The sequence below is a fragment of the Sulfolobus acidocaldarius SUSAZ genome, from assembly GCA_000508305.1.
Classification (GTDB): domain Archaea; phylum Thermoproteota; class Thermoprotei_A; order Sulfolobales; family Sulfolobaceae; genus Sulfolobus; species Sulfolobus acidocaldarius_A.
In genome coordinates, this window is the sequence record CP006977.1 from 867,466 (window position 1) to 879,456 (window position 11,991).

Here is an 11,991-nt window from a genome sequence, read left to right on the forward strand (position 1 = left end):
TCCATTTCGATTAAAGTGTATAAATTATAGAAGTTCCGTCATTTATCTCCTTAATTTTATCCCTGTATAGGAGGTACTTTATATGAGCCATAGTTTCGCCCATTGCCAACTGCTTATCAAAGTTTGATAACTCATCCCACTTCCTGTACCAGGAAATATTCATTGCTATCTCAAAGGCACTAACTCTACCCTTCTTTTCCAAGATATCAATTATTTCTTGAAGTCTATGGAAGTGATGCTTCTTAATCTCTTCTATTCTCTCTTTAACGTTAGTAAATGGTTCTCCGTGGGCAGGGTAAATTGTTTTTATCTCCAACTTCTCTATCTTATCAAGACTATTCAAATACCTACCTAAGGGATCGTCATATGGAGCGTGAAGCGAAACATTGGGTGTGACATTCGGTAGGATATGGTCTCCACAAAATAGGTTTTCCCCGTATTTCACACATGAGTGACCTACTGTATGTCCTGGAGTCCAAATAACTTCAGCCTCATTACTTCCTATTACTATCTTATCTCCGTCTTTTACACCCTCAAATTCTATGTCAGTTAGAAGTTCTTTAAAGAAAGCCCTTTGACTGAAAATTCTCTGCAGAAAATTTTCTGGGAAACCATTCCGTAATAGGTAATCCTTCATTTCTCTTTCATGTACTCCCTCTATGACATCAGTAATAAATTGTAGTTCTTCCTGGTTAAGTAAAATTCTGCTTTTTTTAAATAGCCTAGCCTGCCCTATATGATCTGGATGATAGTGGGTTATAAGTACATAGTCAGGATAACCACTCTTTTCAATAAATTCCTTCAAGATTACCGCATCATCCTCTATGGGAAGACCCGTGTCGATAAGCAATGTATCATCTCCGTCCCTTATAACGTAAGAATTAATGTGTTTTAGGGGACCAGGCATTGGCAGGCTTAGTGTTGTTATCATAGTTCAAGAATTTGATTTTGAGTTATATAAGCATATTAGAAAACCACAGAAAAAAGCACAGATATTGGACACTAGGGCAGACGCGTTAATTTTTATTCAATTTAATATTTATAAATTAGCAACTTATAATAGATATAATGATAAAAGGAATTCCCTCCACAGTAAATGATGAATGGCAACTGAACTTACATAAAATAATCGAATATGCCTCTAAAGTCCACGGAGAAAGAGAAATAATCTCTGACAGAAGATTTCAAGGTGGACTACTCCACAACTTAAATTATAGAAAAATTTTCCATAGAATATCAAGCTTCACAAACTCTCTTGAAAAGGAACTTAATGCAAAAGCCGGTGATATTATAGGTATATTGGGTTGGAACGATCACAGGTATTTTGAGTCATTCTTCACTATCCCATCACTTGGAGCAGTGTTATTGGAATTAAACATTAGACTTCACCCTGCAGACCTATTATACATTTTAAAACACACTAAGGCAAAGGGTCTTCTGGTTGACGATTCATTACTTCCATTGGCCGAGGCTCTATCTAAGGAGTATAATTTCGACTACACTATTGTCATGAGTGACAGACCTTTAGAGGAAATCAAGACAAGTGTAAGGAATGCGTTTGGTTATGAAGAATTAGTGAAGTCCGGCTCACCCAACAGAAAATTTGAAGAGGTAGATGAAAAGTCTACGGCATTTGCTGCATTTACTACTGGGACTACAGGTCTACCAAAGGGTGTATTTTACTCCCATAGGTCAGTGGTACTCCATGCGTTAAACATATCTAGAGATCTTAAACCATCAGATGTGATATTACAAGCAGTTCCGTTCTTCCATGTCCATGGTTGGGGTACTCAGTTTGCTGGTGCAATTACTGGTTGTAAGCAGATATTTCCTGGTAGACCAACTGTTGACTCCATGGTTGAGCACATTTTAAATCATAAAGTCACGAGAACTGCAGCAGTACCTACTGTAGTTCTAGAATTATTAAGACGAATAGAGACGATGGATCCTAAACCAAATTTAGCCGGCTTAAGACTAGGTATTGGGGGAGCGGAGCCTCCATCAGCTTTAGTTTCTGCCTTGGCGAAACACGGTATTGAGACGGGACAAGGATATGGTGCTACTGAGACAGGACCGGTAGTTGTAGCAGCGGTAGCTAAGCCTGAATTCGAGCAATTACCTGTTGAGGAGAAGTTCAAGAGGCTGAAACAAGGATTGATACTGTTTGGTGTCGAGGTAAAAGTAGTTGATCCTGTATCAGGAGAGGAGCTCCCATGGGATGGTAAGAGTGTGGGTGAAATCTGGTTTAGGGGACCGTGGATCGCTAAGTCATACCATAATGATCCGAGGAGTGCAGAGTCTTTTACTAGTGATGGATGGTGGAAAAGTAAAGATTTAGGTGTTGTTGATCCTTTGGGCTATGTTAAACTAGTTGACAGGTTAAAAGACGTGGTTAAAAGCGGTGGTGAGTGGATTAGTAGTATTGATTTGGAGAACTTTTTGATGGCTCATCCTTATGTTAGGGAGGCTAGTGTTGTTGGTGTTCCTCATCCTAAGTGGGGTGAGAGACCATTAGCTGTGGTCTCACTTAAACCTGAGTATCAAAGTAAGGATAAGGAAGAGGTAAAGAAAGAGTTGAAGGAACATCTTTTGAAGAGGTTTGCAAAGTGGCAGTTACCAGATGATATTGTCTTTGTTGACGAAATACCTAAAACCAGTGTTGGTAAGTTCAGGAAGGAGGAATTGAGAAACAGGTATAAGGACTATTACATGAAACAATAGTCGATCTAAAGAATTTTTTACTTTGTATTCAATTTATTTATGATTTTCAATAACAGGCACTACTGTAATGTTTGAAGATATATCTCTTTTATTAAGTATTAAGTCGTGTTGGTTTTTCTACTTTTTGGCAGTTTTGTAATCCAATTTATTAGTTTATTTTTAGCATAAGTTTATTTTTAATTCTTTAAGCAAAGTTTTTAACATAAGAGTTACTATATAAAGATATGGTATTAAATTTCGAAGAATACAAACATACGTATTTTAAGTCAATAAAGAAAGGAGGGATTGATTGGTCTCTATTTCCCATGAAGTTGTACCAGCTAGGCAAAAAACTATTTTGGGATCCATCAACAATTAATCTTACCCAGGACAGAGTTGACTGGGATAAGCTAAGGGATATAGATAAGTTTCTTATGGTTAATGTAACATCTAAGTTCGGTGCAGGCGAAGAGGCAGTAGCCCTTGATCTACATCCCTTGATTGTCACATTTGTTAAAGAAGGCAGAGTAGAGGAGGTTATGTATTTAGAGCAGTTTATTTTTGAGGAAGCGAAACATGTAGAGGCTTTTAGGAGGTTCTTGGACGCAGTTGATGTTAAGGAAGACTTGGTGGAACTAACTAAGGATGTTTCACCAAACTACGCAAAGATATTTTATGAGGAGCTCCCAAAGGCAATGTGGAATTTGAATAGAGACCCGTCCCCTGAGAACCAAGTTAGAGCAGCAGTAACATATAATCTTGTGGTAGAGGGGGTTGCTGCTGAAGGTGGATACAATATTTTCAAGTACATAACAAGGACATTTAATATATTTCCAGGACTAGCAAAAATGGTGAATTATATAGCTACCGATGAGTCAAGGCATATAGCCTTTGGGACATATCTCATTGCAAGGCTCATAAAAGAAGGAGGAGAGAGTGTATACAAGGCTGCAATGGAACACATTAACTACTTGGGACCATACGCTGTGGGAATATTTTCAGAGCCTAATGTACCACAAGGGGTGGAGATACCTCTGAAACTCAACCCAGAAGTCACCGTTGAGTACGCTAAAAAACTATTGAATGTGAGAATTCAGGCTATCCAGAGAGCTAAGGAATTGAAGTTAGAGATGCTTACACCAAAAGATTTAGATGTAGTTGAGACTTTATAATGGTGAATGCCATGTTACTGGATCCCACATTCGAAATGAGCGATGACGTAAAACTGATTTTAGGAAGTATTAAGGAACTGTTGGACTCTAAGTGGGACACAAAGAAGTTTAGGAGTGTTTTAGAGGGAAATAGAGAACTCACTGAGCAGTTATGGAAGGACATAATAAAGTTGGAGATTCTACCATATATCTCCAATTCGCCCTTAAGAGATGCCGTAATAATAAATGAGTTAATTGGTAGTAGACTTCTGCCAGGTATAATAGCTAGTAGTATAGTTGCCTCTAGAGGAATAAAGAACAAGGATATACTTGATAAGCTCTTCTCAGGCGAAGTTAAGATAGCACTATCTGACTCTAACTATGTTCCAGCTGCAGATCAAGCAGATCTAATCCTCGTTGATAACACAATAGTGAAGAGAAAAGATGCGGAATTGAAAAGTTTCAACTCCCTAGATAATTCGATGAAAATAAGTGAAGTTAAGCACAATGCTGGTGAAAATGTGCAAGTTAATAACGCTGAGATGTCTATACTTTTTGCATCGCAAATGTTAGGACACGGACAGGAAGTGTTAAACATGGGTGTAAAGTACAGCAAAGAGAGGATAGCTTTCGGTAAGCCTATTGGCTCTTATCAAGCTATTAAACACAGAGTTGTAAATGACGCTGTTGATGTAGAGCTAGTTAGGTCGATAATATTAGAAGCGTCTGATAACATTAAGTATGTATGGTTAGCAAAGGAGTTAGCTAATAAAAAGATACCAAAAGTGATTTTAAGTGGTATTCAAGTACATGGTGGGATTGGCTTTACTGACGATATGGACATACACTTACATTTGAAGAGGAGCCTTACCCTTAGCAAAATTTATAACGGAAAAGTGGACATTTCAGAGTTTCTGCAATCTTTATAATCTCCTGGTTTAAATTATTATAAGAGGTTAAAACAATGCTACAAGAAGTATATTTGGTAGATTTCGCTAGAACTCCATTCACAAGGTTTACTAGAAAGGAACCCCAAAAAGATCCTTTTTATAATTTAAGACCAGAGGAGTTAGCAGGTATAGTTATAAACAGGTTAATAGAAAAGAACGGGATAAACCCTAGAGAAATAGAGGAGATAGTTACAGGCTGTGCTCTGCAAGTCGGTGAACAGTGGAGCTTCGGAGGAAGACATGAAGTGTTTGCATCGAGATTACCATATACCGTACCATCAATGGCAGTAGATAGGCAGTGTGCTTCCTCAATAACAACTGTTGCAATAGGAGCAATGGAAGTAGCTACAGGTATGGCTGACATCGTATTAGCTGGAGGAGTAGAGAAAATGTCAAAAACTCCCATGTTTGATAACCCACACATAGAGCCTAACATGGTTTTTCTAACTGACCCGAAATACGCTGAGTATGATCTCACAACTGGTTACGTTATGGGTTTGACAGCAGAGAGACTAGCTGAGGAGGCAAAGATATCCAGGGAAGAGATGGACAGATGGTCACTGAGAAGTCATCAGATGGCTACTAAAGCCATCCAAGAGGGCTATTTCAAGGACGAGATAATACCCTTCGAAACTGAAGTAGAAGGAAAGAAAATTACACTGACCACTGACCAGTCTGTGAGACCAGACACAAGTTTAGAGAAGTTATCTCAATTACCTCCAGCATTTAGACCAAATGGTACAATTACAGCAGGCAATTCAGCTCCTCTGAACTCGGGTTCAGCATATGTACTACTCATGTCTAAAAACGCATTAAAGAGGTATGGATTAACACCAATGGCTAAAATTAGAAGTTTCGGATTTGCAGGAGTTCCTCCAGCGGTAATGGGTAAAGGTCCAGTTCCTTCTTCTAAAAAGGCTTTAGAAAAGGCTAACTTGAATGTAAAGGACATATCCCTTTGGGAAATAAATGAAGCTTTCGCTGTAGTAGTACTAAACGCTATCAAGGAATTAGGATTAGATGAAAGTACTGTTAATAAGAGAGGTGGAGCTATAGCCATAGGTCATCCATTAGGTGCAACAGGAGCTAGGATAGTTGGGACTTTAGCTAGGCAATTATTGATTGAAGGAAAAGACTACGGTGTTGCTACGCTCTGTGTAGGGGGAGGACAAGGAGGAGCAATTGTAGTAGAAAGAGTATAAAAAGTTTCTATTTTTCTCACTATTTTTAAGGCTTTATCAGAATTTTACCATGTCTTTTTCTGTCCTTCAACATCTCTAAAGCCTTATCAAAATCCTCTATTGATACCTCACCACCTATAACAGGGGTAATCTTATTTTGCCTAACCATCTCCAGTGTGTCCACTATGTCCTTCTTTGTAGCCCCAGCATGTCCGATTAACTCAACATTCTTTAGAACTAAGTAACCTAATCTTAGACTGAAATTGACGGAAGGATCAATATTTCCTACTTGTACTATCTTACCACCTATTTTCAGTGACCTCATACTCTCATCAAGAGTAGGACCTCCTACGTTGTCCACTACTATTGAAGGTTCTCCAAATCCTTTTCTAACCTCTTCAGCGAATTTGTTCCCCACTACCACGTAATCTGAAAATTTTCCAACGATCTTAGCCTTACTCTCTTCACTTGTTACTCCTACTACTTTTGCTCCTAAAGCTTTAGCAACCTGAAGGGCATGAATACCAACACCACCTCCTGCACCAGTCACTAAAACTATATCTCCCTGCTTTACGTTAGCTCTTTTAAGCCCCCTGTAAATCATTGCAGCAACACAAGGAACTACTACAGCTCCCTCATCTGAAACTCCCGGAGGGACTTTAACAAGGGAGTTTGCTTTCAGAAGTATTCTCTCTGTAAAAAATCCGTCAAGCTCCTGTGCATAGAGTTGCCTGCTGTTACAATATATCTCTTCTCCCATCTTACAGTTATCACAAGTCCAATCTGGAACGTAAAGTAGTGAGGTCACAAGATCCTCCTTTTTGAATCCATCAACACCTTCACCTACTTCCTCAATTTCTCCTACCATCTCATGCCCCAATATAAGAGGGTATTTTGAGCGAGGATAAAATCCTTGGATCTGAAGAAGGTCTCTATAACATAGTGCAGCTTTCCTTAACTTTACCACCACTTCTAATTTACCTGCCTTTGGTTCTTGTACGTTCTTATCTATTTTATAACCTTGTTTAAAACCTGGAAGAATTACAGCTTTCATAGTTCAATTAAATATAAACAAACAAAAATAAATAAAATTTTGTATTCAAAAACTGTTGTAGAATACTCGTCTCAGTGTTGCCCCTATTAGACCTATTGCGTCCATACCCTGAGGTATTAAGGGGAAGAAGGAGACGAAGCCGTGAATTACGTTATTAAACCTGACACTGGTAACAGGTATGCCTGACATTAATAGCTTATTAGCATAAGCCTCTCCTTGATCTCTAAGAGGATCATATTCAGCAGTTATTATCAACGCTGGAGGTAGTCCAGAGAGATCCTGATTTAGTATTGGCGAAAATTTAATGTCAAGTAAGTCCATGTAAGATCTTAGGTACTGAGAACCGAACCATTCAATTTGTTCCCTTGTAAGGAAGTACCCATCGTAGTACTCTACCATTGACCTTGATGTGTAATCTGCACCAGTAGCTGGGTAGATTAACACCTGATGTTTCAGGTTAATTTTACCTTTTGTCAGAATTGATACTACAGCAGATAAGTTTCCTCCAGCGCTATCTCCGCCAACTGCAACACCTTGTTTAACCTCTAGGCTTTCCGCATTTTCATAAATCCACTTTGTGGCATCCACAGAGTCAACAACAGCTGATGGGAATTTATTCTCAGGTGCTAGTCTGTAATCTATAGACGCTACAACGCAATTACACGCGTTTGTTATTGCTCTACAAAGTGGGTCATATGATTCAATATCTCCTATAACAAAACCTCCACCATGAAGATACACTAGTATTCCATAAGGTCCCTTAGTCTTGGGATAATAGACTCTAGCGGGAATCATGGTTTCTGTTCCAGGTATCTTTATGTCCTCCACATTTCTCACATCCATCTTTGGAGCTGCAGAGGATATTTGACGGAAGACCTTTCTCACTTCATCTACAGGTACCTTACCTATTGGTATTACAAAACCAGATTCTAAAAGTTTCTTTATGGTTGGATCTAAAGGCATAATCTATTTATACATTAGAAATAAATAAACCTTCCTTTAGTTTATTTTGTTTCATAGTAAACTTTTAGTATTTCTCTACTCCATAGTTTCAACTTCTTTCGCCCAACCAATAGTTCTCCTAACAGCCTCCTTCCACCCCTTATACAATCTCTCCCTTTTATCTTCCTGTAGCGAAGGAATGAACTCCTTATCCATTGCCCATTTACTCTTCAATTCCTTAAGTGAATCCCAGTAGTCCACCGCTAAACCTGCAAGCATGGATGCACCCATTGATGTGGTCTCTATCACTTTAGGTCTGACGATCCTTATCCCCAATATATCAGCCTGAAATTGCATCAACAAGTTATTTTTCGACACTCCACCATCTACTTTCAGAACATTCACAAGTCCTTTGCCAATGTCTCTCTTAATTACCTCTATCACATCCCTAACTTGATATGCGATTGATTCCAAGACAGCCCTGGCTATATGTCCCCTACTTGTCCCTCTTGAAATTCCTATCATCAGACCCCTAGCATATGGATCCCAGTAAGGAGAACCTAAACCAGAAAATGCAGGGACAAAATAAACTCCTCCGTTATCTAAAACACTTGACGCAAGACTTTCGATTTCATCGGAACTACTTACTAAACCTAGTCCATCTCTAACCCACTGAACTGCAGCACCGGTTGTAAATATGCTCCCTTCTAATGCATACTTTACGTCTTTACCGATTTTCCACGCAATGGTCGTAAGTAGATCTTTTGAATCATATATCTCCTCTCCAGAATTCATTAGTATGAAACTTCCTGTGCCGTAAGTACATTTCATATCTCCTTTACTGAATCCCAGCTGACCAAATAATGCAGCCTGTTGATCTCCGGCATCTCCGCTGATCGGTATGTTTCCAACAGACTCAGCGTATCCATACACTTCACTGGAGGACTTAACTTCAGGCAGTATTGCTTCAGGAATTTCTAGGATTTCCAGAATATCCCCATCCCATTTCAGATTTTTTATATTAAACAGCATTGTCCTAGATGCGTTAGAGTAGTCTGTAACATGAACTTTGCCATTAGTGAGTTTCCAAATTAGATATGTGTCCACTGTGCCAAACTTTATTTCGCCCTTTTCTGCTTTTTCTCTTGCACCTGGAACGTTATCAAGAACCCACTTAATCTTTGAAGCGCTAAAATACGGGTCAGGGATTAAACCGGTCTTGCTCTTAAACAGGTTAAGGTAGTTTGATTTTAACCAATCTGTTATATCTGAGGTTCTCCTATCCTGCCATACTAAAGCATTGTAAACCGGTTTTCCACTCTTACTGTCCCACATTATGGTGGTCTCTCTCTGGTTTGTTATGCCAATAGCAGATACCTGGCTAATCTCAATCTTGGCTTTCTCTATAGCTTTCTTTATCACACTTACCTGTTTTTCAAATATTTCCTCAGGATTTTGCTCCACATAACCTGGTCTTGGGAAATACTGTGTAAGTTCAGTCTGTGCCATGCTTATGACGTTTAGGTCTTTATCGAAAACCAGAGCCCTTGCACTTGTAGTCCCCTCGTCCACTGCTAAAATGTATTTGGACACATAAACTATTTTAAGAAACTTGGTATATAATTTTTATTTAATGATAACGTATAAAACCAAAGAGTTTTATATCATTACTTATACTATACTTTAATGAAGCAAAACAGGTCAGTCATAGTAATTGGGGGAGGCGCCACAGGGTTATTCACAGCTTTGGACCTAAGTTTGAGGGGAATAAACGTCACTTTAGTGGAAAGAGGAGACATTGCGTCAGGGACATCAGGAAAATTCCATGGTTTATTACACAGCGGAGCCAGATATGCGGTCAATGACCCTGAGTCTGCTAAGGAGTGTAAACAGGAAAACGAGGTCCTGTCTAAGATAGCACCTGAGTTTGTAAGAGATACTGGAGGAGTTTTCGTGGGTGTAACTGAAGATGATGTAAACTACTCACAGAGATTTTTATCAGCTCTTAACAGTCTTGGAATTACTAACAAAGTAATGGATGTCGAAGAGCTCATCAGAAGAGAACCCTTCATAAATAAAAAGGCAAAGATAGCCATCTGGGTTCCAGATAAGGTGGTCTATGGTTATGATTTACTGGCGACTGTGGCGCTAACAGCGTCTCTCAATGGCGCGAGAATTTTAACTTACAATGAAGTGAGGAAGGTCTTGAGAGAAGGTAACTCTGTCAGGGGAGTGGAGGTTAAGGATAACATTTCTGGTGAGACTAAAATCTTGAAAGGAGATATTATAGTAAACACGGCAGGACCTTGGGCTTTTAGAGTAATTGAAATGGCTGGATTAGGCGAAATTCCATTACTCCCCACAGCTGGAATAATGGTAGTCATGAAGGAAAAATTGAACAGTATGGTGATGAATAGGCTTAGACCCCCTTCAGACGGAGACATTATTGTCCCTTATGGAGATTCATCAATAATTGGAACCACAGCAACCATTATTCCTGATCCTAATGATTTTGAAATATCTGAGGAGGATATAAAGATGTTAATTGAGGAAGGGGCGTATATGATTCCCAAGTTAAGGGAGGTAAAACCTAAAAGGGCATATGCGTCTGTTAGACCTTTAATTAAAAATGCTGAGGATGGAAGAGGGGCAACAAGGGATTTCATGATCATTGACCATGAAAAAGTGGATGGCTTAGATGGTTTAATCTCCGTTATAGGAGGTAAGTTTACCACTTCTAGACTAGCCGGTGAGAGAGTAAGTGATATGGTGTCTGAAAAGCTAGGAATAAGGGAGAAAAGCAAGACAGCTACTATTAAACTCACATCTGAATTAGATGAGGAACTCTTGGAAAAGAAGAGAATACCTAAAGTATTGGTGAAGATGATACGTGACAGGAAGGGGTCTCTCGACGAGGATAGGTACTCCACAGCAATGTATATCCTTTTGTCATTACTGGCGAAGGGAGAATAAGTATGGAAATGAGTGGAAAGTTTCTTGTAGAAAAACCTGAGGAAAAGGTAAAGGAGTTACTGACAGACCCAAAAATGTTCTCCCAATGCTTACCCGGAATTCAGAATTACGAGATATCTGGTGAATCAATTAAGGCTGTCTTCAAAATCGATGTAAGTGAGATGAGAATCCCACATATCACGACACTTACAGCATCCATTAATGCTACAATTACCACCGAGAATAACAACCAGATACACATAAAAGGTAGTGGTAGATCTGCAGGAGTTAGTATAAAGATGGATATAATTTTGGATTTAGGGTCTGAAGAGGGTAAAACTGCAGTAAAGTGGACAGCTAGCTTAGATATGGGTATGTTAACCAAGCTACTGGGCGAGTCCAATATAATACAGATTGCAGAGTCTAACGTGAAAAGTATAATCACTTGTCTTTCAAGAGTATAAATAAAAAAGAAGGAAGGACTTTTTCCATTTTGAAACCTAACTGTCCAACAAGAAAAGACAAGGGAAAAATCAGACTACATTGAAGACATATGTTAAATATCCTTCAGGATCCCTTCTTGCTACTTCCAGTTTTACCTTAGACCCGACATTCACATTATTTCCCTTTATCCATCCCAAAACATTTACGCCATTATTAATCCTTACAATTCCCACAACGTAATCATTGTAATGGGAAAAGGATGTGGGTTTAACGTTAACCACAGTAAATGCTATAACTTCGCCCTCCCTAGGCATCTCGATCCATTCGAGATTTGATAATCTGCATTTTGGACAGTCATCTTGCGGAGGGAAATATATGGTACCACACTTTTGACACTTTGTGGCAAGCAATTTTCCTTCCTTTAATCCCTCAAAGAACTTGGATACCTTCTTCACGGGAAACTGATAGCGTAAAGTAATTTCCCTTACTCCAACCCAAATTGGATTACCAGTCTTCTGGTCATTCACAACAGGTAAACCTGTAGATTTAATCACATTGTCCAAATTCTTTACATACGCTGAAATTTCTTTTTGGATCTTATCTCTAGTTTCGCTCAC

Annotated in this window: 11 protein-coding genes; 6 read left to right on the forward strand and 5 right to left on the reverse strand. The window is 39.0% G+C overall.

Annotated features, from left to right (window positions below; all coding sequences use genetic code 11):
• Positions 1-10: 10 nt before the first annotated feature.
• Entirely contained in the window at positions 11-931 is a 921-nt protein-coding gene (locus SUSAZ_05180) for a beta-lactamase (protein AHC51411.1), read from the reverse strand.
• A gap of 137 nt (positions 932-1,068) precedes the next feature.
• Between SUSAZ_05180 and SUSAZ_05185 the strand changes: the two genes are divergently transcribed.
• From SUSAZ_05185 to SUSAZ_05200, 4 genes are all read left to right on the forward strand, one after another.
• Positions 1,069-2,721 carry a fatty-acid-CoA ligase gene (locus tag SUSAZ_05185; protein AHC51412.1) on the forward strand — a complete coding sequence of 551 codons (1,653 nt, stop codon included), beginning with the start codon at positions 1,069-1,071 and terminating at the stop codon, positions 2,719-2,721.
• 224 nt (positions 2,722-2,945) lie between these two features.
• Positions 2,946-3,872, forward strand: a complete 927-nt coding sequence (locus SUSAZ_05190) for a ribonucleotide-diphosphate reductase subunit beta (protein ID AHC51413.1) — start codon at positions 2,946-2,948, stop codon at positions 3,870-3,872.
• Between the two features lie 11 nt (positions 3,873-3,883).
• On the forward strand, positions 3,884-4,780 hold the full coding sequence (locus SUSAZ_05195) for an acyl-CoA dehydrogenase (protein ID AHC51414.1): 897 nt from the start codon (positions 3,884-3,886) through the stop codon (positions 4,778-4,780).
• A gap of 35 nt (positions 4,781-4,815) precedes the next feature.
• Positions 4,816-6,003, forward strand: a complete 1,188-nt coding sequence (locus SUSAZ_05200; GenBank protein AHC51415.1) for an acetyl-CoA acetyltransferase — start codon at positions 4,816-4,818, stop codon at positions 6,001-6,003.
• Positions 6,004-6,028: 25 nt separating this feature from the next.
• Here the strand turns inward: SUSAZ_05200 and SUSAZ_05205 are convergent, their stop codons facing one another.
• From SUSAZ_05205 to glpK, 3 genes are all read right to left on the reverse strand, one after another.
• The gene (locus SUSAZ_05205) at positions 6,029-7,036 is read right to left on the reverse strand and encodes an alcohol dehydrogenase (protein ID AHC51416.1); all 1,008 of its coding nucleotides are present in this window, start codon (positions 7,034-7,036) and stop codon (positions 6,029-6,031) included.
• Between the two features lie 45 nt (positions 7,037-7,081).
• A complete protein-coding gene (locus SUSAZ_05210) occupies positions 7,082-7,999 on the reverse strand; it encodes an alpha/beta hydrolase (protein AHC51417.1) in 918 nt (305 codons plus the stop codon).
• A gap of 75 nt (positions 8,000-8,074) precedes the next feature.
• Entirely contained in the window at positions 8,075-9,571 is a 1,497-nt protein-coding gene (gene glpK / locus SUSAZ_05215) for a glycerol kinase (protein ID AHC51418.1), read from the reverse strand.
• 93 nt (positions 9,572-9,664) lie between these two features.
• Here glpK and SUSAZ_05220 point away from each other — a divergent pair, with 93 nt between their 5' ends.
• Positions 9,665-10,951: an FAD-dependent oxidoreductase gene (locus SUSAZ_05220; GenBank protein ID AHC51419.1), complete on the forward strand. Its 1,287-nt coding sequence runs from the start codon at positions 9,665-9,667 to the stop codon at positions 10,949-10,951.
• Between the two features lie 2 nt (positions 10,952-10,953).
• Entirely contained in the window at positions 10,954-11,394 is a 441-nt protein-coding gene (locus tag SUSAZ_05225) for a carbon monoxide dehydrogenase (GenBank protein AHC51420.1), read from the forward strand.
• Positions 11,395-11,463: 69 nt separating this feature from the next.
• Here the strand turns inward: SUSAZ_05225 and SUSAZ_05230 are convergent, their stop codons facing one another.
• Complete coding sequence (locus tag SUSAZ_05230; protein AHC51421.1) at positions 11,464-11,991, reverse strand: 3-hydroxybutyryl-CoA epimerase; 528 nt, start codon at positions 11,989-11,991, stop codon at positions 11,464-11,466.

What these genes read in the sequence shown, in the direction of transcription:
- SUSAZ_05180 (AHC51411.1), bottom strand. Translation starts at nt 931, where the DNA reads ATGATAACAACACTAAGCCTGCCAATGCCTGGTCCCCTAAAACACATT.
- SUSAZ_05185 (AHC51412.1), top strand. Translation starts at nt 1,069, where the DNA reads ATGATAAAAGGAATTCCCTCCACAGTAAATGATGAATGGCAACTGAAC.
- SUSAZ_05190 (AHC51413.1), top strand. Translation starts at nt 2,946, where the DNA reads ATGGTATTAAATTTCGAAGAATACAAACATACGTATTTTAAGTCAATA.
- SUSAZ_05195 (AHC51414.1), top strand. Translation starts at nt 3,884, where the DNA reads ATGTTACTGGATCCCACATTCGAAATGAGCGATGACGTAAAACTGATT.
- SUSAZ_05200 (AHC51415.1), top strand. Translation starts at nt 4,816, where the DNA reads ATGCTACAAGAAGTATATTTGGTAGATTTCGCTAGAACTCCATTCACA.
- SUSAZ_05205 (AHC51416.1), bottom strand. Translation starts at nt 7,036, where the DNA reads ATGAAAGCTGTAATTCTTCCAGGTTTTAAACAAGGTTATAAAATAGAT.
- SUSAZ_05210 (AHC51417.1), bottom strand. Translation starts at nt 7,999, where the DNA reads ATGCCTTTAGATCCAACCATAAAGAAACTTTTAGAATCTGGTTTTGTA.
- SUSAZ_05220 (AHC51419.1), top strand. Translation starts at nt 9,665, where the DNA reads ATGAAGCAAAACAGGTCAGTCATAGTAATTGGGGGAGGCGCCACAGGG.
- SUSAZ_05225 (AHC51420.1), top strand. Translation starts at nt 10,954, where the DNA reads ATGGAAATGAGTGGAAAGTTTCTTGTAGAAAAACCTGAGGAAAAGGTA.